This window comes from Pseudoalteromonas sp. A601, assembly GCF_002165575.1.
Classification (GTDB): Bacteria; Pseudomonadota; Gammaproteobacteria; order Enterobacterales; family Alteromonadaceae; genus Pseudoalteromonas.
The window spans coordinates 24,231-49,916 of the sequence record NZ_MXQF01000005.1 but is presented as its reverse complement, the minus strand read 5'-3'; the positions used below and the strand labels follow the sequence as shown (position 1 = coordinate 49,916).

At 40.8% G+C, this 25,686-nt stretch carries 20 protein-coding genes; 9 read left to right on the top strand and 11 right to left on the bottom strand.

The features are described 5' to 3' along the window. Nucleotides 1–122: 122 nt before the first annotated feature. Nucleotides 123–911 (top strand): putative porin, encoded by a 789-nt coding sequence (locus B5G52_RS05255; RefSeq protein ID WP_087531658.1) that lies wholly within the window; start codon nucleotides 123–125, stop codon nucleotides 909–911. A gap of 67 nt (nucleotides 912–978) precedes the next feature. Here the strand turns inward: B5G52_RS05255 and B5G52_RS05250 are convergent, their stop codons facing one another. Further along, the gene (locus B5G52_RS05250) at nucleotides 979–1,755 is read right to left on the bottom strand and encodes a nucleoside-binding protein (protein WP_087531657.1); all 777 of its coding nucleotides are present in this window, start codon (nucleotides 1,753–1,755) and stop codon (nucleotides 979–981) included. An 89-nt stretch (nucleotides 1,756–1,844) separates the two neighbouring features. Continuing rightward, on the bottom strand, nucleotides 1,845–3,158 hold the full coding sequence (locus B5G52_RS05245; protein ID WP_087531656.1) for a Na+/H+ antiporter NhaC family protein: 1,314 nt from the start codon (nucleotides 3,156–3,158) through the stop codon (nucleotides 1,845–1,847). 260 nt (nucleotides 3,159–3,418) lie between these two features. On the opposite strand from B5G52_RS05245, the gene dapB reads away from it, so the two are divergent. The 5 genes from dapB to B5G52_RS05220 all read left to right on the top strand — a co-directional run bounded on the left by dapB (nucleotide 3,419) and on the right by B5G52_RS05220 (nucleotide 10,540). Further along, entirely contained in the window at nucleotides 3,419–4,219 is an 801-nt protein-coding gene (gene dapB, locus B5G52_RS05240) for a 4-hydroxy-tetrahydrodipicolinate reductase (RefSeq protein WP_087531655.1), read from the top strand. A gap of 207 nt (nucleotides 4,220–4,426) precedes the next feature. Next, nucleotides 4,427–5,563, top strand: coding sequence for a glutamine-hydrolyzing carbamoyl-phosphate synthase small subunit (gene carA, locus B5G52_RS05235; RefSeq protein ID WP_087531654.1), 1,137 nt, complete (start codon nucleotides 4,427–4,429; stop codon nucleotides 5,561–5,563). Nucleotides 5,564–5,579: 16 nt separating this feature from the next. Continuing rightward, entirely contained in the window at nucleotides 5,580–8,798 is a 3,219-nt protein-coding gene (gene carB, locus B5G52_RS05230) for a carbamoyl-phosphate synthase large subunit (protein ID WP_087531653.1), read from the top strand. Nucleotides 8,799–8,849: 51 nt separating this feature from the next. Next, a complete protein-coding gene (gene greA, locus B5G52_RS05225; protein WP_087531652.1) occupies nucleotides 8,850–9,326 on the top strand; it encodes a transcription elongation factor GreA in 477 nt (158 codons plus the stop codon). Nucleotides 9,327–9,496: 170 nt separating this feature from the next. Next, nucleotides 9,497–10,540, top strand: coding sequence for a S66 peptidase family protein (locus B5G52_RS05220; RefSeq protein ID WP_087531651.1), 1,044 nt, complete (start codon nucleotides 9,497–9,499; stop codon nucleotides 10,538–10,540). A gap of 39 nt (nucleotides 10,541–10,579) precedes the next feature. Here the strand turns inward: B5G52_RS05220 and B5G52_RS05215 are convergent, their stop codons facing one another. Continuing rightward, nucleotides 10,580–11,236: a nitroreductase family protein gene (locus B5G52_RS05215; RefSeq protein ID WP_087531650.1), complete on the bottom strand. Its 657-nt coding sequence runs from the start codon at nucleotides 11,234–11,236 to the stop codon at nucleotides 10,580–10,582. Between the two features lie 23 nt (nucleotides 11,237–11,259). After that, on the bottom strand, nucleotides 11,260–11,550 hold the full coding sequence (locus tag B5G52_RS05210) for a putative quinol monooxygenase (RefSeq protein ID WP_087531649.1): 291 nt from the start codon (nucleotides 11,548–11,550) through the stop codon (nucleotides 11,260–11,262). Between the two features lie 116 nt (nucleotides 11,551–11,666). On the opposite strand from B5G52_RS05210, the gene B5G52_RS05205 reads away from it, so the two are divergent. Next, nucleotides 11,667–12,602, top strand: coding sequence for a LysR family transcriptional regulator (locus B5G52_RS05205; protein WP_087531785.1), 936 nt, complete (start codon nucleotides 11,667–11,669; stop codon nucleotides 12,600–12,602). Nucleotides 12,603–12,629: 27 nt separating this feature from the next. Here B5G52_RS05205 and B5G52_RS05200 read toward each other — a convergent pair whose 3' ends face one another. From B5G52_RS05200 to B5G52_RS05190, 3 genes are all read right to left on the bottom strand, one after another. Beyond that, nucleotides 12,630–14,084 (bottom strand): serine hydrolase, encoded by a 1,455-nt coding sequence (locus B5G52_RS05200; RefSeq protein WP_087531648.1) that lies wholly within the window; start codon nucleotides 14,082–14,084, stop codon nucleotides 12,630–12,632. 172 nt (nucleotides 14,085–14,256) lie between these two features. Next, nucleotides 14,257–17,436 carry an efflux RND transporter permease subunit gene (locus B5G52_RS05195; RefSeq protein WP_087531647.1) on the bottom strand — a complete coding sequence of 1,060 codons (3,180 nt, stop codon included), beginning with the start codon at nucleotides 17,434–17,436 and terminating at the stop codon, nucleotides 14,257–14,259. Between the two features lie 5 nt (nucleotides 17,437–17,441). After that, the gene (locus B5G52_RS05190) at nucleotides 17,442–18,614 is read right to left on the bottom strand and encodes an efflux RND transporter periplasmic adaptor subunit (RefSeq protein WP_087531646.1); all 1,173 of its coding nucleotides are present in this window, start codon (nucleotides 18,612–18,614) and stop codon (nucleotides 17,442–17,444) included. 126 nt (nucleotides 18,615–18,740) lie between these two features. Here B5G52_RS05190 and B5G52_RS05185 point away from each other — a divergent pair, with 126 nt between their 5' ends. Beyond that, nucleotides 18,741–19,004: a YkgJ family cysteine cluster protein gene (locus B5G52_RS05185; protein ID WP_087531645.1), complete on the top strand. Its 264-nt coding sequence runs from the start codon at nucleotides 18,741–18,743 to the stop codon at nucleotides 19,002–19,004. A gap of 68 nt (nucleotides 19,005–19,072) precedes the next feature. Here the strand turns inward: B5G52_RS05185 and B5G52_RS05180 are convergent, their stop codons facing one another. Next, a complete protein-coding gene (locus tag B5G52_RS05180; protein WP_087531644.1) occupies nucleotides 19,073–20,920 on the bottom strand; it encodes a TonB-dependent siderophore receptor in 1,848 nt (615 codons plus the stop codon). A gap of 159 nt (nucleotides 20,921–21,079) precedes the next feature. Between B5G52_RS05180 and B5G52_RS05175 the strand changes: the two genes are divergently transcribed. Then, nucleotides 21,080–21,580, top strand: coding sequence for a peptide-methionine (S)-S-oxide reductase (locus tag B5G52_RS05175; protein ID WP_087531643.1), 501 nt, complete (start codon nucleotides 21,080–21,082; stop codon nucleotides 21,578–21,580). 62 nt (nucleotides 21,581–21,642) lie between these two features. Here B5G52_RS05175 and B5G52_RS05170 read toward each other — a convergent pair whose 3' ends face one another. From B5G52_RS05170 to B5G52_RS05160, 3 genes are all read right to left on the bottom strand, one after another. Continuing rightward, a complete protein-coding gene (locus tag B5G52_RS05170; protein ID WP_087531642.1) occupies nucleotides 21,643–22,191 on the bottom strand; it encodes a DUF4136 domain-containing protein in 549 nt (182 codons plus the stop codon). Between the two features lie 169 nt (nucleotides 22,192–22,360). Then, nucleotides 22,361–25,138 (bottom strand): ATPase, encoded by a 2,778-nt coding sequence (locus B5G52_RS05165; protein ID WP_087531641.1) that lies wholly within the window; start codon nucleotides 25,136–25,138, stop codon nucleotides 22,361–22,363. Then, nucleotides 25,138–25,683, bottom strand: coding sequence for a hypothetical protein (locus tag B5G52_RS05160; protein ID WP_087531640.1), 546 nt, complete (start codon nucleotides 25,681–25,683; stop codon nucleotides 25,138–25,140). Before B5G52_RS05160 ends, B5G52_RS05165 begins: the two co-directional genes overlap by 1 nt. Nucleotides 25,684–25,686 lie beyond the last annotated feature (3 nt).

Sequence of the window (25,686 nt, the reverse complement as noted above, 5' to 3'; positions counted from 1 at the left end):
GTTATTTAAAAACAATGGCTTGGTTAAGTTTTCATTCAGTTTACCCGCGTTAGCATGCATCCGCCTTAGTCAATGGGCTAGGCACAACAGCAATGTAACAAGATAAATAGGGAAATCTTACAATGAAAAAATTAGCAGTTATTATTTCGAGCATTCTTCTTTCTAGCGCCGCGACTGCTGCGGATAGCTATAATTCAATTAGCCATGTAGGGTACAAGGACACGGACAACAACGATACTATAAGCGTTGACTCTACATATTATTTTTCTCCAAAAGCGACTCTAGGTCCTTACGATCAATTTGACTACATCAATAAGCAATCTAATGTGTATGGTGCATACAGCGATGATGACTTTGGTGATGTAGCGACAATTGGCGGCGAATACTTTGTACAAGACTTTGTACTGGGTGCAGAATATTCAAACCTAGATTATGCATCTAGCACTGATGTAATTCAGCTTTCAGCAGGTTACTTCTTCAACCCAAATCTGCTTTTAAAAGCAACATTTGAAGATGTTGAAGACGGTGAAAACCGTGTTTTATTTGATTTAGCGTATAACCACCAGTTAAACAGCACAGATTATGTTGGCTTTACAGTAACATCAGATGATGAGTTTGATTACCGTGCAGTGAATGCTAAATACTTCATGGATCTTCAACAAGGTAACTACCTAACTGTTGAAGGGACTATTTCAGATACTGATAATGTTGGTAGCTCATGGGAGTTAGGATCTAACTACTACTTCTCTAAAGCTACATCGGCATTTGTTACGTTTGACAAAAATGATGACTACAGCTTTGGTGCACAACACTTCTTCAACAAGAACGTAGGTTTAAAAGCGGGTTACGCGAATAACTGGGATGACTCAGATTTTGATGCATACTTTGCAAATGTAAGCTTACAGTTCTAATTATGAATTTGTATAAAAAAGCCTACTTTAAGTAGGCTTTTTTTTGACTAATAAATTATTTAATGTTTTAGAACGTCCACTCTACGTGGAACTGTGGCACTGACTCAGTGGTATCCGTGCCAAGTTTGTTATGCCAATATTGCCATTCTAAGCCAAGCAGTAAGGTGTTTTTTTTCATACTCATGGCATGACCTAAGTCCCAAGTAATAATGGGCTGAGCTAAGATCCACGCTTTTACATCTTCACCAAATTCATTTTCACGTTCAGCGATGTACTCCACGTGACCTGTTACATTGAATTTTTGTGAGCCTATTGAAAATGGGTAACCCCAAGCAACATCCAGCATCCAGCTATTTGTTTCAATTGGCGCGCCACCGCGGGCTACGCCATCATTATCATCAATGTAGGCTGTAACTAATGTAGACAAAAAACTAAAACCAGGCGCTTGCCAATTTACTTTTACACCGGGTAAATACTTTAGCACCTTTGAATCGCCAGCTGCATTAAAACCAGCCGTTAGGCCAATATCTGCAATTGCGCCGTATGACATATCGTTGCCAGATATTTTCGACAGGCTAAACGTTGAATACCATTCACCATAAAAGTCTTTATCTTGGTAGCCATCATCAGTGGCATCGTTAATGTAATCAATGAAGAAAAAGTTATCGCCATAATCATAAGCCGAAGCGTGCTGTAGTGATGCTATGGTGGTATTTGACTCTTGCCCTGTAAATGGGTTTTTAAAGTCACCATTGTTGAGGTGTAGTGCGGTGGTGCTCCAATTAGCCGCTTGGCTTGAAGCGCTGGCCAAGCAAATGGCAGCAAAGATGACGGTTTTGTTCAATGTGTTATCTCGAATCTAAAGGTTGTTGATTAATCCAAAAACGAGATTATAGCAGATACGCACAAATTTGAGCGTATCTGCAAAAGATATTAAGCTTTATTGCGACGCAAGCAAATCACTGTAATCGCAGTAAATGCTAGGATAAAGCAGTAGTATGAGGATGTGGATACTTCCCATGGACTAATTTTAAAGGTTGCTCCGAGTAATAGCGCTTGTGCGCCATATGGGAGTGAACCCTGTGTTACACAGGCAAATATATCTAATAAGCTGGCGGAGCGCTTAGAGCTTATTTCACCGTCATCTGCTAACTTTTTGGCGATAGGGCCTGCAACGATTATCGATACGGTATTATTTGCAATGCATAAGTTACTGGTCATTACGAGTGCAGCTATGCCTAACTGGTCAGCCACTTTTCTGTGCCATTTAGCGATTACTTTTGTAATGGCTTGAATTTTTTGTGCAATATAATCAAGGCCGCCATTAATGCGGATAAACTCAGACAAACCACCAATAAACATCGACAGCAAAAATATTTCTTGCATATCGGTAAAGCCTTTATAGATGTCTTTTACAAAACTGGCGCCTTCATAACTACCAGTAAAGCCCATCAATGCCGCAAAGATTATTCCGCTAAATAACACAACAAATACGTTAAAGCCCATTACCGCCAGTACTAAAATAAAGGCATAAGGTAGGACTAATAAAATATCGAAATCTTTGGTTTCTACCGCTTGCGCTGCAGGGGTTAAGAAAAATAATAAGCCAATAGTGAGGATTGCTGCAGGTAGGGCTATTTTTAAGTTTTCGCGGAATTTGTCTTTCATTTCACAGCCTTGAGTACGTGTAGCTGCAATAGTCGTATCTGAAATGATTGATAAATTATCACCAAACATGGCGCCAGATACAATGGTACCAGCCATTAAGGCAGGATCGATACCGGTTTTAATTGATACAGCATAAGCTATCGGACCAATTGCGCCGATAGTACCCATTGAGGTACCCATAGCCGTTGATACTACTGCGGCAATTAAAAATAAACCTGGCAGTAATAAAGCAGGAGGAATAAGTGATAAACCTGCATTTACAACCGCATCAACACCACCAGTGGCACCTGCTACAGCAGAAAAGGCACCTGCGAGTAGGTAAATTAAACACATGGTAATAATATTGTTGTGACCAGCACCCTTTATAAAGGTTTCAACGCTGTGATTGATGGTATTTTTATTGAGGATAAACGCCAACATAATGGCGGGTAAAATCGCAACAGGAGCTGGAAGCTGATAAAAGGCGTAATCGACCCCTTGTGATTGTAAATATAGACCTGCGCCTAAAAATAAGGCTACAAAGGTAAGTAGGGGCAGCAAAGAGAGCTTTGCGTTAGTTTTGTTAAATGATGGCTGCATCATATTCCTCGTTAGATAACATATACTACAGCCAAAACTTCCCTTTTTTAGCTGAATTTAGTTGGTTGTCTTATCAAAATGATAAGATGAACAACAGCGCCCGCAAGCCAAAGACCAAATCGGCGCAAAAGAGAAGTTTAAATGTATAGATGGCTAAAGTCTATGAGTATCTGTTATTATTATTTTTTGAAAGGGTTACCTGACTATTACACGAGTTTTAGATAAAATCTAGTTCACTTAATTTTGCAAAGGTTAGTAATATGAATCGAATTGGCGTATTTGGCGCAAACGGAAGAATGGGGTTGGCATTAGTCGAAGCCACACACAAAAATAACAATGCCGAGTTAGCAGCTGCCTATGTTCGTAGTAGTTCACCTTTGCTGAATATTGCAGTCAATCAATTAAATAGTGCAGCGCCACTTGCTGTAACTTTTAGTGATGAGCGCGAAGTGGGAAATGATATTGATGTTTTAATCGATTTTACTTTACCTGCTGGTATGCGCGCACATTTAAAAACTGCCGTAGCAAATAATATCGCAATGGTTATTGGCACCACTGGTTTGAACGATGATGATATGCAGGCTCTAAATGAAGCCGCTAAGCATATCCCAATCGTTTTTGCGCGTAATTATAGCGTTGGCGTTAATTTACTGCTTAACTTAGTGCAAACCGCTGCGACTAAATTTGGTGATGATCTTGATATCGAAATATTTGAAGCACATCACCGCCATAAAATTGATGCGCCATCAGGGACTGCATTAGCCATTGGCGAAGCGATCGCAGAGGCAAAAGGGTGGGATCATGATGACGTCGCGGTTTATGATCGTAGCCAGGTTGAACAAGCAAAATCGCAAAAAGAAATCGGCTATTCAGTACTCAGAGGTGGCGATATAGTTGGTGAACACACAGCATATTTCGCAACTTCTGGCGAAAGGCTTGAATTAACTCACAAAGCGAGTTCTCGAATGACCTTTGCATTAGGTGCGGTAAGAGCTGCAGGCTGGTTGAAAAACAAACCAGCTGGACTTTATGATATGCAAGATGTGCTTGACTTGAAGTAGTTAAGGTGCATTTTTGGCGGTTTGAAGTGTTTTTTGGCTGATAGTGCTTATTTTTGCTGTTTAATGAATTATCGTTAGACCTAAAGCGTAAATTACTATAGAATAGCGCCAATTTGCCAAAAATTCATAATTGCGTGTTTCCAATCGCTATAAACGGGTAGTAAAGCAAATGACTTTACTCCCGTTTTTTACTGTTAGGAGGTTAACTTGACTAAATCCGCTCTGTTAGTTCTAGAAGACGGCACAGTGTTTCGCGGTACTGCAATCGGCGCTGACGGCATGTCAGTCGGTGAAGTAGTATTCAATACGTCTATGACTGGTTATCAGGAAATCCTGACCGACCCTTCATACGCGGAACAAATCGTAACTTTGACGTACCCACATATTGGTAATACGGGTACTAACAGCGAAGACGAAGAAGCGGGTCACATTTGGGCGAAAGGCCTAGTGATCCGTGATTTGCCACTGCTAGCAAGTAATTTCCGTAACGAGCAATCGTTAGATGATTACTTAAAACAACGCAATATCTTAGGTATTGCAGATATCGACACCCGTAAATTGACGCGTATCTTGCGCGATAAAGGTGCTCAAAACGGCTGTATTATTGCAGGTGATGATATCGATGAAAGCAAAGCGCTCGCAGCTGCGCAAGCCTTCCCTGGCTTAAAAGGCATGGATTTAGCAAAAGTAGTCTCAACCAAGGAAAATTTTGAGTGGCGTGAATCAAGCTGGACATTAGGCGCAGGGTTTAAAACCTTAGATGCGGCTGATGAAAAGTTTCACGTTGTAGCTTACGATTTCGGTGTAAAACGTAACATTTTACGTATGTTAGTAGATCGTGGTTGTAAACTAACCGTTGTGCCTGCACAAACCTCGGCAGCAGACGTGTTAGCCTTAAATCCAGATGGTATCTTTTTATCAAATGGCCCCGGCGACCCAGAGCCGTGTACTTACGCAATTGATGCAATTAAAGCCTTTTTAGAAACAGACATGCCAATATTTGGTATTTGTTTAGGGCACCAATTATTAGCATTAGCATCGGGTGCAAAAACCGCAAAAATGAAGTTTGGTCATCACGGTGGTAACCACCCTGTGAAAGACTTAGACCGTGACGTTGTAATGATCACTGCACAAAACCACGGTTTTGCTGCTGACGAAGCAAGCTTACCAGCTAACCTTCGTGCAACGCACAAGTCGTTATTTGACGGCACATTACAAGGTATTCATCGCACCGATAAGCCAGCGTTTAGCTTCCAGGGTCATCCAGAAGCAAGCCCAGGCCCGCATGATGCAGCCCCATTATTTGACCACTTCATCGACCTGATGCAAGCGCGTAACAACTAATTAAACTGGAGTAATAATGCCAAAACGTACCGATTTAAAAAGCATTCTTATCCTAGGCGCTGGCCCGATTGTAATCGGCCAGGCCTGTGAATTTGACTACTCTGGTGCTCAAGCGTGTAAAGCACTTAGAGAAGAGGGTTATCGAGTTATCTTAGTTAACTCAAATCCAGCAACAATTATGACTGACCCTGAAATGGCTGATGCGACGTACATCGAACCAATTCACTGGGAAGTTGTTGAAAAAATTATTGAAAAAGAAAAGCCAGATGCAGTACTACCAACTATGGGTGGTCAAACTGCATTAAACTGTGCACTAGAACTCGACAAGCACGGTGTATTGGCTAAGCACGGCGTTGAGCTGATCGGCGCAACGGCAGATGCAATTGACAAAGCAGAAAACCGCGAACGTTTCGATGTTGCAATGAAAAACATCGGTTTAGAATGTCCGCGTGCAGAAATTGCTCACTCAATGGAAGAAGCTCGCGACACGATGACGCGCATCGGCTTACCATGTATCATTCGTCCTTCTTTCACTATGGGTGGCACCGGCGGCGGTGTTGCTTATAATTTAGAAGAGTTCGAAGAAATTTGTGAGCGTGGCTTAGACCTTTCACCTACTAGCGAATTATTGATTGATGAATCATTAATTGGCTGGAAAGAATACGAAATGGAAGTTGTCCGCGACAAAAAAGACAACTGTATTATCGTGTGTTCTATTGAAAACTTTGACCCAATGGGTGTGCACACAGGTGACTCAATCACGGTTGCACCAGCGCAAACACTTACCGACAAAGAATATCAATTAATGCGTAACGCCTCTATGGCGGTACTACGTGAAATTGGCGTTGAAACAGGTGGTTCTAACGTACAGTTTGGTGTTAATCCAGTTGATGGCCGTATGGTTATCATTGAGATGAACCCTCGTGTATCACGTTCATCTGCTCTTGCTTCTAAAGCTACGGGTTTTCCAATTGCTAAAATCGCAGCAAAACTTGCTGTAGGTTACACCCTTGATGAGCTACAAAACGATATCACAGGCGGTAAAACACCGGCATCGTTTGAGCCTTCAATCGATTACGTTGTAACTAAGATCCCACGCTTTAACTTTGAAAAATTTGCCGGTGCTAACGACCGTCTAACAACGCAAATGAAGTCTGTTGGTGAAGTAATGGCGATTGGTCGTAACCAACAAGAGTCATTACATAAAGCATTACGTGGTCTTGAAGTTGGCGCAACGGGCTTTAACCCGATAGTTGCCTTAGATGATCCTAAAGCGAAAGAAAAAATCATTCGTGAATTACGTGAGCCGGGTGCTGAACGTATTTGGTATATTGCAGATGCAATGCGCCATGGCATGAGCGTTGATGATGTATTTGAACTGACTAAGATTGACCCTTGGTACTTAGTACAAATTGAAGACATCTTAAAAGACGAAGCAAAAATTAGCGAAGTAGGCATGGCAGGCTTAAATGCTGACTTCCTACGTAAATTAAAGCGTAAAGGTTTTGCAGACCCACGTATCGCTGAAATTGCCGGTGTATCTGAAGCTGAAATTCGTAAAAAACGTCATCAGTTAAACATCGTGCCAGTTTATAAGCGCGTTGATACCTGCGCGGCAGAATTTAGCTCTGATACTGCTTACATGTACTCATCATACGATGAAGAGTGTGAAGCGAACCCATCTGATCGTGATAAAATCATGGTTATCGGTGGTGGTCCTAACCGTATCGGTCAAGGCATTGAGTTTGATTACTGTTGTGTTCATGCAGCGCTTGCACTTCGTGATGACGGTTATGAAACAATCATGGTTAACTGTAACCCAGAAACGGTTTCTACTGACTATGACACATCAGATCGCTTATTCTTCGAGCCAATTACGCTTGAAGACGTACTAGAAATCGTACGTGTTGAAAAGCCAAAAGGCGTTATCGTGCAATATGGTGGTCAAACACCACTTAAACTTGCCCGTGAACTTGAAGCTAATGGCGTGCCAGTGATTGGCACTTCGCCTGATGCAATCGACCGTGCTGAAGACCGTGAACGTTTCCAACAATTAGTTGAACGTCTTGATTTATTACAGCCAGAAAATGCGACAGTGACTTCAACAGAAGAAGCGATTGCTAAATCAGCTGAAATTGGTTTTCCTCTAGTGGTACGTCCTTCGTATGTACTAGGTGGCCGTGCAATGGAAATTGTGTATGACGAGCAAGATTTACGTCGTTACATGACTGAAGCCGTATCTGCATCAAACGAAGCGCCAGTACTACTTGACCGTTTCTTAGATAACGCGATTGAAGTTGATGTTGACGCAATTTGCGACGGCGAACAAGTAATTATCGGTGGTATCATGGAACATATTGAACAAGCCGGTGTTCACTCAGGTGACTCTGCATGTTCATTACCTGCGCACTCATTAACGCAAGAAGTACAAGATGTAATGCGTAAGCAAGTAACCGATATGGCACTTGAGCTTGGCGTAGTTGGTTTAATGAATACACAGTTTGCTGTTAAAGATGGCAAAGTGTATTTAATTGAAGTAAACCCACGTGCCGCACGTACAGTGCCATTTGTATCTAAAGCAACAGGTGTAGCACTTGCAAAAGTAGCGGCACGTTGTATGGCGGGTCAATCGCTTGCAAGTCAAGGCATCACAAAAGAAGTGATTCCACCGTATTACAGCGTAAAAGAAGTTGTATTACCGTTTGCTAAGTTCCAAGGTGTTGATCCAATCCGTGGTCCAGAAATGCGCTCAACGGGTGAAGTTATGGGGGTTGGTGATACTTTCGCCGAAGCATTCGCAAAAGCACAATTAGGTGCAAGCAATACTTTACCACGCGGCGGTCGCGCGTTACTATCGGTACGTAATAGCGATAAGCCACGTATTGTAGAACTAGCTAAAACTATGACTGATCTTGGTTTTAAAATAGATGCTACAGGTGGTACAGCCGAAGCCCTTAAAGCTGCGGGTATTGAAGTACGCCGTGTAAATAAAGTATTTGAAGGCCGCCCTCATATTCTTGATAACATCAAGAATAAAGAATACAGCTATATCGTAAATACGACCGAAGGTCGCCAAGCGATCGAAGACTCGAAGGTGTTGCGTCGTGGTGCATTGCAAAACAAAACCAATTACACGACAACCTTGAATGCGGCATTTGCTAACTGTACTGCTAACCAAGCGGATGACCGTAGCAAAGTGACGTCAGTTCAAGAACTACATCAGCGATTGAACTAAGGAAATGTGCCAAGGCCGTGTTTTTCGGCCTTGGGATTAAGTGAGAAAAGTATGCAAACAATTCCGATGACAGTTCGTGGCGCAGAGTTATTGCGCAAAGAACTTAACGAATTAAAAACAGTTACCCGTCCTAAAATCGTTGCTGATATAGCAGATGCACGAGAACATGGTGACTTAAAAGAAAACGCTGAATATCACGCAGCGCGTGAACAACAGGGTTTTTGCGAAGGCCGTATTCAAGAAATTGAAGCGAAGCTTTCAAACGTACAAATTATTGATGTAACTAAATTACCAAATACAGGTAAAGTTATCTTTGGCACTACAGTAACAATCGTTAATGTTGAAACTGATGCCGAAGTAACGTACCAAATTGTGGGTGATGACGAAGCAGATATAAAAAATAATCGTATTTCGGTAAATTCACCAATCGCACGCGGTTTAATTGGTAAACAGGCAGATGATGCTGTGATCATTAAAACCCCTAACGGCGATGTTGAATACGAAGTTATCGAGGTTGAGTACGTTTAAATACTTTACTGACTTTGCGTTTTAATAGAAACCGCTGCGTAACTGCAGCGGTTTTTTTATGCGTGAGCTAAATTAGACACAGCTTGATTATTTCGGTAGCTTAGAGTCTTGTAAAAACCATTCCATTAAGTTTACATTTTTAGTGGCGCAGAAGTTTACCAAGGAGTTTTATGGAACCAATTATTTTTCCTGCACCTTTGGAACAAGGTGATAAAATTGCAATTTGTGCATTCTCAAGCTGTGTAGATGCTGAATTTCAACCACGTTTGGATAAAGTTCTACATGGGCTTAAAACACGCGGTTATGATGTTATTGAAGGGCAGTGCCTCAGAGAGCTCAATTCAGCCAAAGACCGCGCAGATGAGTTAATGGCATTTTTAAAGGATGATACTATCGCTGCAGTTATGCCACCTTGGGGTGGTGAGTTAGCGATGGAAATACTGCAATATATTGACTTTAGTGCACTTAAAAAGTGTCGCCCTAAATGGGTTGTTGGTTTTTCAGATATCAGCACTTTTATGTGTGTACTAACAGCACGTTGTGGCTGGGCAACTTTACACACCGCAAATTTAATGCAGCTTCACCCAGACGAAAGTGATAGTGCATGCTTGCAAGTATTTGATGTTTTGACCCTTACTAAAGGGGAGCAGTTTATTCAAGAGCCCGCTAAGTTTTACCAAAGCAAGGCGATTGATTACGCAAACGAACCTGATACATTGTTTGATTTAACAGAGCCTAGCCAATGGCGATGTTTAAATTACAAAGATAAACGTGAGATAGAATTAACAGGGCGACTTTTTGGCGGTTGTTTAGATACTCTAAATGTATTACTTGCGACACCTTATTTAGACTTACACAGCTTTAAACAAGAGTTTGCTCAAGAGGGGCTGGTACTTTATTTAGAAAATGCAGAGTTGTCACCGAGTGCGGTTGCGCGCAGTTTAATGGCGTTGAAGCTGAATGGTGTTTTCGCTGACATTAATGGAATTATACTAGGACGAAGTGCATTAGTTAAATCACCTTACCAAGGTATTGATTATTATGATGCCATTGAGTTTGCTCTTGGAAAGTGTATTTTTCCAGTAATCATTGATGCCGATATAGGTCATGTTGCACCTAATATGAGTTTAGTTAATGGCGCATTTTGTACACTAACAGCAAAAATTAATAAAGGCTTAGCGAGTGAAGTGAGTGTAACAACTTCATTAAAATAAGGTGAGTAAGGCTCATGGTTGCCCATGAGCCTTCTGAATTTATAAAATATTGATAATATGCTCTTGTGCTAAGCGTGACTTTGGCAGTTTAGCGTTGTAGTCTTCAGCGTTATCATGGTAGCCAATGACTAAGGCTACATCGCAAATATAACCACCGAGCTCTTGTTTAAACTCTTCACCGATAAGCTCTGCATCAACACCTTCCATTGGCGTTGAATCAATACCTAAACGTGCTGCTGCGTGCATAGTGTTACCCAGCGCAATATAAGTTTGTGCTTTGGTCCAAGTGGCATTATTACCAGCTTCATCAGTATTTAAATCTACAAAGGCGTAAGCGCCAAATGCTTGCTCGCGATTTTCTTCTGGTGTACGGCCATTGGCGATATCAGCATCAATCACTTTTGCATAATCTTCACGCGTGTAGTGTGGGTTGTAAGCGAATATAATCGTATGCGAAGCTGCTTTAATATGGGGTTGGTTAAATTGGAACTTATTAGCAAAAGTATTGTGCATACGCTCTTTAGCTTCATCAGATTCAATCACAATAAACTTCCAAGGTTGTGAGTTGATAGAGGATGGTGAAAGACGCATAGCCTCAATAAGTACCGCCAAGTCTTGCTCAGAGACGCGTTTAGATGAGTCGTATTTTTTAGCAGTATAACGTGCTTCTAAATCTGCAATGATAGGGTGTGTCATTTTTCTTTCCTGTTTAAAACTGTTTACTTAATTAGGGTCAATTTATTAATAGTAAAATGCGCAATTGCGCCTTCTACTGTGGCTGAATACGCTTTTATATGCTCAGTTTGTGTATGTTCTGACCATAACTGAGTCGTTTTCCATTGTTCATACATTATAAAATGGCTTGAATTATCAACATCTTGATGCAATTCATAACGAATGCAACCCGGTTCTTTTCTGGTTTCGTCAATTAACTTAAATAGTGCGTTTTTTACTAATTCAGTTTTGTCTTGATGGGCTACAATATTTGCTACAACGGTTAGCTGATTCATTGTTAATCCTTAAGCGTTTTAGAACGAATGTTTTACTATGGATTGCATAATAGCCCTTGCATTGCTTTTGATAAACAGCATAATTATTGAATCATTATCAAAATAAAATAGATAATATGCAGTTAGATGATTTAAAACTCATATTGAAAGTGGCTGAGTTCAAAAGTATTACCTTAGCTGCGGCAAAGCTTGATATGCGAACCGCCACAGCAAGTGCTGCTATCAAACGTGTAGAAGCAGCATTAGGTGTTGACCTTTTTGTACGAACAACACGCCACCTTAGACTGTCAGCAGCAGGAGAGCGATATATACCACAATGCGAGCAAGCTTTAGTAGTGCTTGAAAACGCGCGGCAAAATTTAAAAGGCGAGCACGATGAAATTGAGGGGGAGCTCAGAGTGGCGTTATCGTCTGATTTAGGGCGTAACTTAGTGATCCCTTGGATTGATGAAATAATGGATAAGTACCCTAAGGTAAGCTTACGTGCGCATATCAGTGACAGCAACATAGACTTTTATCGTGACTCAGTGGATATAGCATTGCGCTATGGTTCGCCCAGTGACACAAACGTGTATGGCTTTAAAATTTGTAATGTGCCACGTTTACTGTGCGCGACCAAAGAATACGTGCAGCAACATGGTAACCCTCAGCACCCAGACGAACTTAGCCAGCACCAAGGTCTGTTTTATCAGTTACAAGATATAATCAATAATGTCTGGGAATTTACTGATGGTGATACTAAATACAAAGTAAAAATGCAGGGCAAGCGCGCATCCAATGATGGTGATTTAGTAAGACGTTGGTGTGTTGCTGGTAAAGGCATCGCAGTCAAATCAGCATTAGACATTGCGGATGATTTGCTAAATGAGCGCGTGATCACGCTGATGCCTGGTTATCAACACACCTGTGGCGAGCTTTGGCTGATATGCCCAAGCCGCCAATCCATTACGCCTGCAGTGAGATTGCTAAGAGATGCGTGCAGAGAAAAAGCTACTCGTTTGTTGCAACAGTTAGTTGATAAAGGTGTTTTAGCAAAAAGTGCACTTGAGTGATGTTTTTTCAGCCAAGTGCATGTTGATTTAAAGTTTGCTGCTGAGTGTTTTAATTGCTTGAGATGCATTGTCACTCGTAGGGTCGAGCTTTAAAGTTTGTTGATAAAACTCAAGTGACTTTGCAATGTTACCATCAGCTAAATATGCTTCCGCTAAACTGTCGTGGGCATTCGCAGAGTCTGGATTTGTTTGCACATTGAGTTGAAATACAGCAATGGCTTCTTTAATCATCTTCATTTCGAGTAGTTCATAGCCAAAATAATTAATTGAGCGCTCGCGAGGAGTATCACCACTAGAGACCAATTCTGCGTATTTCTTATTTAACTCACTAATGCCACCACTTTTTATTGCCTGAAACAGCATGCTATCAACATTTTCGGTTGCTACCTCGTAAGATTTACCATAAACAATATTGGTTAGGCCTTTCGTCATAGGTGTGAGCGGAGCTCCGCCGGTGTTATTTAAAATCACGATGAGTAGTTGATCCTCCACTATACGACTAATAAAGGCATTAAACCCCTCGATACCACCGCCATGTTGTACTTGTGTTAGTGGTTTGCCATATTTATCAGCATCGAGTTGATTAACTTCCCAGCCAAGTGCGTAATTACGTTGTTTAGAAATTGCATACATTTGTTTTTTTAGCTCTTTATTTATTAGCTTATTTGCATAAAGTGCTTGATCCCACTTAACTAAATCACGTGCGGTTGAGTAGAGTGAGCCTGCAGCATAGGGAATAGACATATCTAAATAATCGGCATTAGTGTAACCGTCTAAGTTATTGTTATAACCAGATGCACGTTGCTTGAGCAGCTTTTCATGAGAATCATAACCGGTGTTATGCATATTCAGCGGGGTAAAAATGTTCTGCTGTAGTACGTCTTGGTATGCTTGTTGAGTGACCTTTTCAATCACGGCACCTAAAATAAAATAGCCTGAATTGCTGTAGCGAAATTGTGTACCGGGCTCAAATAATAAATCATCACTGCATAACAGCGTTATAAACTCATCAACGCTGTAAGGGTTACGACTGTAATCATCTCTAAATGCTTTTGCATGAGTATAATTACTTAGGCCTGAAGTATGGTTAAGGATTTGGCGTATGGTAATTTTATCGCCAATATCTTTACGGTAGTCGGGTAGGTAAGTGCTTAATGGTGCATCGAGCTGTATTTTGTTTTGTTGAACCAATTGCAGAATGAGTAGGGCTGTGAATTGCTTTGTAATCGAGCCTATTCGAAACTTGGTCTGTGATGTATTTTTAATATCCCATTCAAAGTTTGCGTAACCATAGCTTTTTTCGAAAATAACTTCGCCGTGTTTAGCCACTAACACGTTACCATTGAATTGTTTTAACTCATGAAAGCCTTGTATGAAAGAGTCAATTTCTGTGGCTTTATTAGCGGCTAAGCTTATTGTAGATATAAAAAATAAACTCATAGCTAATAACTGAGTTAGCCAGATTTTAGTTTTGTGACTCATAATTTCCCTTAATTATTATTGTTTGCTTTAAAATCAATTTTTAGCGTGGTTAGTATGAAAAGTAAACTCATTTCGTGTTGCACTTATGTGTTCAGTTTGTTTGTTTTTTATTTTTTGCAATAAAAAACCCGAGTTGTAAACAGCCCGGGCTTGATGGTTGGGATAACAAATTTTATAACGCTGAATGACTGACTTTCGTATCTTCCTGGTTATTAATTGGCGCACCATCTATCAGTGCTTCTTTACCACGTAATTTACGTATCACTCGCTTCATATCTTCTAGTGCAACATATTGACATGGAATTAAAATTAACGTGATAACAGTGGCAAATAGCACACCAAAGGCCAGTGATACCGCCATTGGGATAACAATTTTGGCTTGTAAGCTAGTTTCCATAATAATAGGCAGTACGCCAATAAAGGTAGTAATAGAGGTGAGTAAGATTGCTCTAAAACGGCGTGCACCCGCTTGCATAACGGCGTCTTTTATTGCGACGCCTTCTGCGCGTGCTTTATTAACAAAATCAACCATAACAAGTGAATCATTCACCACAACACCTGCAACAGCGATAATGCCAAAAATTGATAGGCCACTCATGGTCATACCTAAAATCATGTGACCGAACATGGCACCAATGACACCAAATGGGATCACAGACATAATAATAAAAGGTTGTGAATATGAGCGCAGCGGTATTGCTAATAATGCAAATATAATCATCATAGACAGAGCAAAATCACGCATTTGCTCTGCAACACTGTCCATTTCCTCCTGAATACGCCCTGCAACACTACTTTGTACGCCAGGGTAGTTTTTCAGTAAGGCAGGTAAGTACTCATCACGAATTTCTTGTGCAATCGCGAACGGTTCTACTTTATCCGTATTAACCGCAGCCCATACGTTGACCGTACGTTTTGAATTCTCCCGGCGTATCCGGTTAACACCATCTACTAGGCTAACAGTTGCGACTTCTGTAAGCGGAACCTCAACATCACTCGGTGTAATGATACGTACGCTTTGTATATCGCTAATTGAATTACGTGCTTCTTGTGGGTAGCGGATCATCACTTTGACTTCTTCGCCATCACGCAATATGCGTTGTGCTTCCAAGCCGTAGTAACTAAAGCTTACTTGTGATGCTACATCAGCAAGGGTTAAGCCCATGCTGTAAGCCAGTGGTTTTAAGTCAAGCTGAACTTCGTCAGTAGCACTTTGCATTGAGTCATTCACATCACCAACACCTTCCATGCTGTTTAACTTCTGTTTTAGCTGAGCTGCTACTGCTTTAAGTTGCTTTGCATCTTTACCTTCAAGGCGGAAGCTAATATCACCGTCGTCACGGCCGCCATTCATAATGCTGTCTTCTATTGTGAGTGTTTTAACACCGGGAAGAGGTGGCATCTGCTCGCGCCAAAGTGCGCTTAGTGCAAAGGTATCAATAGGGCGTAAATCAGGCTCAATAAGCACAGCCATCAAACTGGCATTAGTACGACCGCGAAGGCTTACTGATAAATCACGTACCATCGCTGTACCATATTGCTCTTTCAGTTGCTGATCAACTTTTAAGATGACGTCTTCTATTTTTTTAGCAGTTTCTAATGTTGCTTGCTCAGAAGAGGCTAAGTTCATTTCTACTGAAATTCGTGGGAAATCATGAGGGATTTTCGGGTTGGCTACAAATTTAACTAAGCCACCGGCAAACATACCGCCACTAACAATAAGCACACACACAAAACCAATGATGACGGTATAACGATAGTGAATACAACGTGCAATAAACGGCGTGTAATAGTTATCGACAAACCGTTTTAAGCCACCATCCATCACCTTACGTAAGCGATGTAATGGATTTTTAGGATTAGGTTTACGATCTTTCATTGCTGCTAAGTGAGCTGGGAGGATTAACTTTGATTCAATCAAAGAGAAAATTAAGCATAAAATAATTACACCACCGATGGCTTTAGAAAATGCAGCGCCAGGACCTGTTGCTAAGGTTTGTGGTAAAAACGCGGCAATCGTTGTTAATACACCAAAAGTGGCCGGCATAGCGACACGCTTTACGCCGCGTACAACGTTATCGAGTGAGTGGCCGTGTTTTTCAATTTCAGCGCTAGCTGACTCACCAACAACAATGGCATCATCTACCACTATTCCTAGTACTAAAATAAATGCAAACAGTGATGCCAAATTGATCGTGACATCTAAAAAGCCCATTGGCATCATTAAAAAAGCACCTAGGAAGGATACAGGTAAGCCCATCATTACCCAAAATGCTAATCTAAGTGGTAAAAATAGTGCCAATACAACCATCACTAAAATGCCACCCCACACCATGTTGTCGATCATCATATCTAAGCGACCTTCAAGGTAGTAGGTTAAATCAACAATAGGTGAGAGTTTTACACCAGCAGGCAGCTGATCTTTTTTATCGGCTAGGTACTGCTTTAATACTTTAGCTACTTTTGTGATGTCTTGATCTTTTGATGCATTAACTTCAAAGGAGAGGGAATTTTTACCGTTATATTTTGAATATTGTAAGCCTTCTTCAAAGGCATCATTAATTGTTGCAACATCTCCTAAAAAGATCTGGGCGCCATCAGGGAGAAGTATTAATGGGAGTTTTTCAAACTCGTTGCCGCGATAGGCTTGTTTTTCTACACGCATAGAAATATAGCCATTGTCAGAACGGATTTGTCCTGCTGACATATTCGCCGAAAAGGCACGCACAGCATTTGAGATATCTCTAAAAGTTAGTCCGTATTCTCGTAGTTTATCTGGGCTGACTTCAATACCAATTTCGTAATTTAAACCACCATTAAATTCAACAAGGTTTATTTGCGGTAACGCTTGTAGCTCGTCTTTAATGTTATTGCCAAGCTCTTTTAGCTGGTAGTTACTCATATCACCATACAGCGCGAGTATCATGACTTCTTGTTCAAATTTGTCATGGCGAACAATAGGGCGTTCCATGTCTGCAGGAAAAGTATTGATTGAATCAACCTGCATTTTAATTTCGTCGAGTACTTCTTTAGTATCGTATTTTTCGTCTATTTCAATCCATGCTTGAGAATAGCCACGATTAGAATAGGTAATTTTACGCTTTAAGCCTTCGAGCCCTTCAATCGCTTCTTCGACCTTGATTGTGATACCTTCTTCAACTTCTTGTGGCGCTGCCCCCGGGTAGACAGCTTGTACACTGATCCAGTTGTTTTCAAATTGTGGAAACATCTGTTTGCGAATTGAAAACGCAGTTAAGATGCCGCCAACTAAGATAAAAATCATCATTAAATTGGCTGCAACAGGGTTGCGGGCAAACCAGGCTATCAGCCCTTTTTCACTATGAATGGTCATATGGCTTACTCCTCTTTCAACGCAAGCTGCGTTACGCCTGAAGGAGCAGGACTATCGTTAAGTTTCAGTTGCATGCCTTCAGTTGGAAATTCCAGTGCTGAGGTAATTAATTGCTGACCTTCATTTAGACCAGCATCGGCTATTATCATACCGTTTTGTTCACGCACAATATTGAGCGTTTTGAATGAAAGCGTTAGGTCATCGTTGAGTATTGCAATTTTATTATTTTTTACTAAATGATGTGGTACAACAATAGCATTATCTAATGAGCGCCCTGAGATGGTGGCATTTATATACGAGCCAAAGCGAAGCGGTTGTTTGCTGGCATACGGTGTTTTAACTTGCGCGACTAAATAGCTCATGCGGCTTGTTTGATCAATCACCCCTTCACTGCGCACAACGCTAGCCTGCCAAGTGGTAGGCTTACCTGCAAATTCGGCATTAACCGTTACTGTTGCACCGATCCCGCCATTTGTTAAGTACTGCAGCTCTTTGTCGGCAACAGGTAAACGGATTTCAGCAATAGATGTTGAGCTTAGTTCACCAAATTTACTACCAAGGCTGACTACACTGCCAAGGCTAATATCCCGCGCTGAAATAATGGCATCATACGGGGCTTTAATATAGGTGCGTTCTAAATTACGGCTGGCGCGTTTTTCACTTGCTTGTGCTGCGCGATAACGAGCCAGCTTTTCAGCCAGCTGCGGTTTGCGTAAATAGAGATTAGAAGGGATCACTTCGTTTGAGTCATCTTTAATACGATCCCACTCAGCTTGTGCAACATGAGCTTGCGCTCGTTCAATTTCAAGCGCTGAACTTGCCTGCGCTAAGCCTGCTTGCGCTTCAATGAGTGCAGCTTCATAATCATTTGGGTCAATTCGTGCTAGAATGTCGCCTTGCTTAACAAATCCACCTTGAACAAATTGCTCAGAGACATACACGACTTGTCCTGCAACCTGAGCAACTAACTGTGTATGGTCTTTTGCTTTAACTACACCATACGATTTTACATCAAGGTTGATGGCATCAAGGTGAACTACATCAGCTGAGACTAAAGGGCGAGTATCTTGTTCTGGTTTTTCTTCTGGTGGCTGCTTCATTGATGAGAAACCAGCTGCCAAGGCGATGCCGCCAACCAGTACGGCAATAGGTAGAATTATTTGTTTTTTAGTAGCCACAGGGCTTTCCTCATAATTGGGTGACAGGGTAAGCATAATGAATAAAGTATTTACAAGTCGTATGAAGATGTAACAAAGCATTACATAAGTAACAAAGTGTCAGTAATAGGTAATTAAGGGGTGAAAATGAATACACAACCAATGGCGTGTAGGCTAGGCTGCGGAGCGTGTTGTATAGCACCGAGTATTAGCTCTCCAATCCCTGGCATGCCTCAGGGTAAAAAAGCCGGTGAGCGTTGCATTCAGTTAGATAACAATAACTTATGTAAATTGTTTGGTGATGAAAGTCGCCCAAAAGTATGTAGTGATTTTAGTGCGGCTATTGACGTGTGCGGTACGACTAATGCCCAAGCGTTACAATTAATAACTGAATTAGAGCAAATGACCTAGGTTTTTACTGCTATTTGGTTATAAAAAAACCGCGTTTTTAACGCGGTTTTTGACATATATTTTTTATCTTACCAACTATAAGTCGCACTTAAAGTATATTGTTCACCGCGACCTGGTGTACCAGGGATTTCTTCAAACGATTCACCCCATAAATTATCAGCAGCAAGTGTTATAAATAAGTTATCAAACCCTGTCGGTGTGACTTTTAAGGTTAAGTGGGTAAAAAGCGCTGAGTCATCGCCACTGCGTAATGCATTTTCATGCTGCTTACGCCATTCATTATCAACACGAAACTCTAACATGTCAGTAGGCGTCCACACTGCACCGAGTGTTATACGATGATCAGGAAAGTTAAGTGCATAAAAACTGGCATCAATTTCTTCTGCGCCATATGTTTCTGATTTATGAAGGTAAGTATAACTTGTTATTAATTCAACAGTATCGAATTGTTTAGTTGCTAAAATTTCGATGCCAGAAGTATCAATATCTACTGGGTTTGCAGCACGGGCATACACAGAGTCAAAGCTGTAAGTCCAGTCTGTTAAGTTGTCATCTTGTCGATAGAACAAGGCAGAATTTAATTGCCAAGTTTGCTGTTCAAGTAACAAACCGAGCTCTAGATTTTGTGTGGTTTCGCGTTCTAAATTATAGTTACTTCTAAATAACCCACCTGACTCACTGCCGCCAATCGCCGTGTAACCTGCCACTTGGCTTGCTTGCGCAAACGATAAATAAACAGTGCGTTCTGTTCCATCAGTATTTACTGTGTTCCAGTTTATATCACCCATTAACGAAAGCTCAGAGTCATCTCTATTGGTATCATCATAGGTAGCACCTAAACGAACGGTCAGTAACTGATTGTTCGCAATAGCTGTTTGATATTCAGGTAACACACTGAGTTTATAATAATTACGCGAGGTAAAGTTATTTTCAAGGGTGGTTGATTCTATTGAGTCTTCAATAAATTGAGCCGAGTAGTTTAAAGCAAAGGATTTATTTTGAGCATGACGTCCTGAAAAACCAATCGATTTAACTTCGGTTTCATGAAAAGCTTCAAAGGCGCTAGGGTTTTCACGAGTATATATATAATGATCGTTATTCTTACGATAATAAGCAGATATTTCAAATGAACTATCAGCGGCATAGTTTTGCTGATGATTAACCAAAAACAGTTCAGTGTCTAAGTCTTCGGTTTCATTTACACCAAAAGGGGTGTACATATTTGGCCAGCCAAAAAACTTTTGCTGTGAGCCATAAAAAATATCAGTTTGTGATTGTGGGCCAGTTAACTGTACTCGTCCTGAGGCGCGACTAAAGTCATGATCGCCATACTCTATGGTACCGTCACTTTGTGAGTGCGAATATTCACCTTGAAAGCCTAACTGCCAATCGTTCACCCCTTCAAGAGGAGTGCTAATGCCTGCATTAACACTTTGTAGATTAAAGTCGTTATTACCAACGCCTATAGAAGCACTGCCGCCGGTGTTGATTGGTGTCCACCCAAAAGCAACCGTTCCTACCGAGCTATTCATGCCATTAAACGCATTATCAACGCCAGTAAAAATTTTAGCCCCACTAAGCATTTGTGGGGCAATAGGGATTTCAGCAAAGTAGTGCCCCGATTGTGGATCGAATAACGTTACGCTACCTACACTAAAACCGGTGTTTTCAAAAATCCCGCCACGTATTGTGACATCGGCTTGTGCCTCAGCCATATTACGTGATTGTAAATCAACACGTGGGTCATATTCTAAGTTTGACACTGGTGCATCAAATGTACCCACTGGGAGTTGATTTGCAGTGGCAGAGGAGTGCACTGTTATTTGTTCAATATCATCGGTATTATCTGAGGCCAGAGTGAGTGCTGAAAAATTACATAAGATGGCTGGTATTGCTAGGTGTACAGTTTTGATCACGTTAAAATCTCTTTGCGCTTTTAATTATAGTGGTGTGATTATTTGTTGTTATCATATTTATTACGTTGTTAGTACGCATTTTAAATAGAGCGCTATTGTATCTTAATGAGAGAAAATTGCATTTGATAATCATTCATGTCTATCACATAGGTTTAATATATGAACACATTACATAACACCAATTTAGAAACCGTTTATTTTGCTGGCGGCTGCTTGTGGGGCGTACAAGAGTTTATTAAGCATTTACCTGGTGTCGTCGGTACAGAAGCTGGTCGTGCGAATGGCACTAGTAATAATACAACTGATGAATATGACGGCTATGCTGAATGTGTGAGAGTGGTTTTTGATGCCGCTAAAGTTGAGCTCAACAGTTTAATAGAATACTTTTTTGAAATTATCGACCCTTACAGTATAAACAAGCAAGGCGATGATATTGGTCCGAAGTACCGCACAGCTATTTATAGTAAACAGCAAACACACCTAACTATAGCCCGAGATTATATCAACCAACGTGATGATGCCGTTAAAGTCGTAGTAGAAGTGCAACCATTAATAAACTACGTTGCAAGCGATCCAGAGCATCAAGATCGCTTAACTAACTTCCCCGATGATTACTGCCATATACCGCATGATCTTTTGTATAAGTATAAAATGGATTAAATTTGTTCAGATACAAAAAAGCTCACTAAAAAGTGAGCTTTTTAAAAATTAATTATAGCAGTTTATTGTGCAAGCTTTTCTGGTGGAAAACCACTTAGAATAGTCGCAACAGCTTGTTGAACAGCTTTGTTACGCTGTTCAGGCGTTTGTTTTTTCTGTAAGCGACCTTCACGAGCACCGCGCCAAACAAGCTGATTAGAGGCACGATCAACAACATCAATAACTAAAGTACCTACATCATATTCATGGGTTGTTGTTTGTGTGTTATAACCCATACCCCAGTAATTCCAACGTGCGCCATAACCTACCTTAAATGTATCAACATCAACTTTAGTATCAACAGAGGCATGATAGTTAATTAATACATCTGCTGAGGCTTCGTCGGCAGGTGTCATACCGTGTGCTTGTAATTGTGTATTTACCGCTTCACGCACACGTTTTTCCATCAATGGGCTGATTTGATAATTATCAGCGTTAGCCAAAGTCGCTTGTGGAAACCAAGCAAACGTTTTGTAGTTACCAAAGTCCACAGATTTGTCGTAATCAATATCAGGGGTTTTTGCACAGGCTGCAAGTAGTAATACAGCAGCTGAAATTAATATATTTTTCATGGAGTTTGCTCCTTGGCAAATTTAATGACTATTCGTTGGATAACATAACATAGAATGAATTCAAGGAAATGTTATTTTTTGCCTGTAATTTGTGTAAACAATACGTACTAATCAGTTTAGTCGTCCTTGACTGAATGATATATTAATTTATAGAAACGTCGCTCTGGTCTTATTCATGCTCCACTTCTATCCAATCTTTTTCGTCTACCCAGTTTTGCGCACCATCTTTTACTGAGCGAATAGGCACTATGTAGTCACAGCTTACTTGTGGTTTAACTGAAGCAAAAATTGGCACGAAGCCAAAACTTAAGGCGGTTTCAATAATTGCCTTTTGGTTTTGCGGATCAATATCGGCCGCTTCATCAATATAAATAGGTATACGGTAAAGGTTTTGTTCTTGGTCGCTTAATAAATAACGAATAAACAGCATGCCGCATAACAGTTTAATGGTTATACGAGTACCATTTGAGCCTGCTGAATCAATTTTATCAAAGTGTTCAGTCTCACCGGCACGATTAACCACTTCAAAGCGAATATCAAATAAGTCGGTTAGGGTTAAACCTGCTTTATCAGAAGCCAGTTGAATCAAGTGATCTTTTGCCTCGTTCACTGCGCTTTCGCTGTAAGGTTCTTGGCTTAATAAATCAAGGGTGTCGCCTTGCTCAAACTGATTGGAAGTGCTGATAATGGTATCAATACTATCAACCAGCATTTTGCGCGGTATCACATTAATTTTGAACGCTTGTAGGTTTGAAATGCGGTGCTGACTGATGCCTTTATTAAAGCTATTCATTTCGCGGCGCAAGCGGTCTAAGTCTTCACGCAAGCCTTTAATGGTTGCCGCAACTTCAGTCAGTGCAACACGGGCTTGACGCTCAACTGCATCACGTTCGTTATCAATATTATGAAATGCGCTGATCAGTTTCTGGTATTTAGTAAACTCATCGTTTTCGTTATCAAACTTAGTGATGCCTGCATTATAAATGTGCAAATAGGTATTTCGAACGTTGATATCAAAATTACGTAGCTCTTGGCAGTCTTTATTAAAGTGATGGACTAAATCGCTCAAGTTGTCAAAGTCGATATGAATATCAATCATATAAGGGGTGACTTTGCCACTGTATAAATCAAGGGTATGGTCGATTCTCTCAGATTTAACTTGGCGCAGGCGATCAGCTTGGCGTGATATCAGCTCCTTTTTAGATTTAATAATTGAGCGTCTGTCTGCGATTGAGCCACTATTTTTTTGAATATCTTGTAAGTACTCATCAACCTGATCGCGCTCGGCGACTAACTGCTCTTTCAGCATGGCTTGAGCGTCAATTGACTGCAACATCACCTCATATTGCTCAAAGCGTTTCAGTGCACTTTCGCAGCTCATTAGCTCATCGTATAGGGCATCTTTTTCTTTTTGTTTATCAGCAACATTTGCAGCTACTTCGCGCTGCTGTTTAAATTCTTTTAATGAATTTTCAAGGGCGCTTAGCTGCGCTGTCAGTTGCTCTTTATTCTCGCCTGTTTGCATTTGCACAACAGAGAGCTTTTTCAATTTAATGGTTGCGCCGGGTAGGGTAAGTACGCCGCCTTTTACGTTATCAGATAACTGCGTTAAAAATTCGCCAAATGCATCTTCATCGCTAATATCAATATCGCCACTGCTGGTGGTGGCTAACGAGAGAATATCTGGGTTTAAAATACGTGAAATTTCTTCCACTTCTTTGAGCGATAAATCCTCACGCATTCGGGTGAACAAATTAAATTCAAGGTTTTTAAGTTGCAGTTTTAAACTTTTAATTTGCTTTTGAGTTTCGCTGATACGGTAATCAAGCGTATGTAAACTTTGCCCTTGGGCACTATTTATTGAATGCGACAGTGACTCATAATCTTGTTTTAACTGACTAAGGCTTACTTTTAGCGTTGCCATATTAACCAGTTCAAACTCTGCTTTTAGTGCATTAAAGTCTAAAAACCATTGTTCAATCTGGGTTTGTTTACGCTCAATATCTCTTGATTGCTGAACGTAGAGTTGCTGCTTTTGTTCAAACTCATGTTTTTCGTGTTCAATGTCCTCAAGGGCAACATTGAGCTCACTAAGTTGTGCCTCTTGGTACGTATCAAAGTCTATTAGCGCTTGGTCAATTTTAGGGGCGTAAGCGGCAAGTTTTCCTTTGAGAACGGTTTGATTTTCAAGCATTGACTCAAGGGCGCTGATTGGCTCTTGCATTGACTCAAGGGCTTTTAATTCACGTTTAGCCCGATTCACTTTATCAAATGAGCGACGCCATACTTCATAAAAATCGACTTTTGAGTTAGACATATGACGCTCAAACACCCGCAGCATAAAACGTTTAACATCGGCAGCGCCAAGCTTATGTAAGTTTAAAATACGACGGAATATCTCTTTATAAATTGCTGAATCTTGCACATTGTTCAGCGGGATCATTTTTAAGTTAATGTCGCCATCAAACGGCGTGGCACCGCCTGTAAGTAAAGCGTTTAGCTCTTGGGCTTTAAGTTCAATTGGGTTAAAGCCTTGCTCTTTTAAGTGATTAAACAGCTTAGTGAACTTAATGATGGTTTTGCCCTGAGTGTATTGCTCAAGCTCAAGCTTGCCTTGATAACAAAAAAACTGATGGGCGTAACCGGCAATTTTCCCAAGACCCGCAACACCGATGACCACAGAGCCTTGCGGTAAGTTTGCTTCGAGTAAAATGTAAGATTGATCAGATGAAAAATAAAACTTACGGGTTTCATCTAAATCATGGCCATCCCATTCGGTAAGGCGCAAATCGTTGATCAGTGGAAATTGCAGGGCATTGATTACTGAGCTTTTACCCGTGTTATTAGGGGCACAAATGGAGCTACTTTTATCAAGCGGGATAACACACTTGGCATAACCTGCGGTGTTTAAAAGCGCCAGTTTACTGAGGCCGTAAAGATTTTTCATTATTCGTCCTCACCTAGGTAGGTTTCTTCGTTAACTTCCATTAATGCATCGATATAACGATAAACAGGGGCTTGCAACATAAAGCCACCTTCAACTTCACGAGCTAGGCCTAAGCGAATCATACGTAAGTACACATCTTTACGTAAATCTGAGCCTGAAAAAATCTCGAGCTGATCAAACAAGTGTTTGTTCATTTGCACTAAGGTTTGCATCAACTCTAAATCGTTTACTTCATCAAATAGTGCACGCATCGGGTCTTTACCCGTATTAGCGTAGTGTTCAATTAATATGTAAACAGTGAGTGCAATGGCACGGGAGATTTTGCCCATGTTTGGCGTGCTTTCGTCGCTGGCAAAATAATAAAAGCCGCGGCTATCGTGTTGTAAGTCATGGCCGAGTGAACTAAATAGCGCGCTGTATTGCTCAATGTGTTGATCAAGCTCTTGCCACATTAAGGTGTCTTGTTCACTAATGTGATAACCCGTTACCAGTTTTTTATTGATGGCTTGTAGGTGGGTTAATTCATGTAAATTAATTTGTGTCATAGA

Excerpts from the sequence above, each read along its gene's own strand:
- B5G52_RS05165 (WP_087531641.1), bottom strand. The coding sequence starts at position 25,138 with ATGAAAAATCTTTACGGCCTCAGTAAACTGGCGCTTTTAAACACCGCA.
- B5G52_RS05245 (WP_087531656.1), bottom strand. The coding sequence starts at position 3,158 with ATGCAGCCATCATTTAACAAAACTAACGCAAAGCTCTCTTTGCTGCCC.
- B5G52_RS05170 (WP_087531642.1), bottom strand. The coding sequence starts at position 22,191 with ATGAAAAATATATTAATTTCAGCTGCTGTATTACTACTTGCAGCCTGT.
- B5G52_RS05195 (WP_087531647.1), bottom strand. The coding sequence starts at position 17,436 with ATGACCATTCATAGTGAAAAAGGGCTGATAGCCTGGTTTGCCCGCAAC.
- B5G52_RS05160 (WP_087531640.1), bottom strand. The coding sequence starts at position 25,683 with ATGACACAAATTAATTTACATGAATTAACCCACCTACAAGCCATCAAT.
- B5G52_RS05215 (WP_087531650.1), bottom strand. The coding sequence starts at position 11,236 with ATGACACACCCTATCATTGCAGATTTAGAAGCACGTTATACTGCTAAA.
- B5G52_RS05185 (WP_087531645.1), top strand. The coding sequence starts at position 18,741 with ATGAATACACAACCAATGGCGTGTAGGCTAGGCTGCGGAGCGTGTTGT.
- dapB (WP_087531655.1), top strand. The coding sequence starts at position 3,419 with ATGAATCGAATTGGCGTATTTGGCGCAAACGGAAGAATGGGGTTGGCA.
- B5G52_RS05205 (WP_087531785.1), top strand. The coding sequence starts at position 11,667 with ATGCAGTTAGATGATTTAAAACTCATATTGAAAGTGGCTGAGTTCAAA.
- B5G52_RS05175 (WP_087531643.1), top strand. The coding sequence starts at position 21,080 with ATGAACACATTACATAACACCAATTTAGAAACCGTTTATTTTGCTGGC.
- carB (WP_087531653.1), top strand. The coding sequence starts at position 5,580 with ATGCCAAAACGTACCGATTTAAAAAGCATTCTTATCCTAGGCGCTGGC.
- B5G52_RS05255 (WP_087531658.1), top strand. The coding sequence starts at position 123 with ATGAAAAAATTAGCAGTTATTATTTCGAGCATTCTTCTTTCTAGCGCC.
- B5G52_RS05210 (WP_087531649.1), bottom strand. The coding sequence starts at position 11,550 with ATGAATCAGCTAACCGTTGTAGCAAATATTGTAGCCCATCAAGACAAA.
- B5G52_RS05200 (WP_087531648.1), bottom strand. The coding sequence starts at position 14,084 with ATGAGTCACAAAACTAAAATCTGGCTAACTCAGTTATTAGCTATGAGT.
- greA (WP_087531652.1), top strand. The coding sequence starts at position 8,850 with ATGCAAACAATTCCGATGACAGTTCGTGGCGCAGAGTTATTGCGCAAA.
- B5G52_RS05220 (WP_087531651.1), top strand. The coding sequence starts at position 9,497 with ATGGAACCAATTATTTTTCCTGCACCTTTGGAACAAGGTGATAAAATT.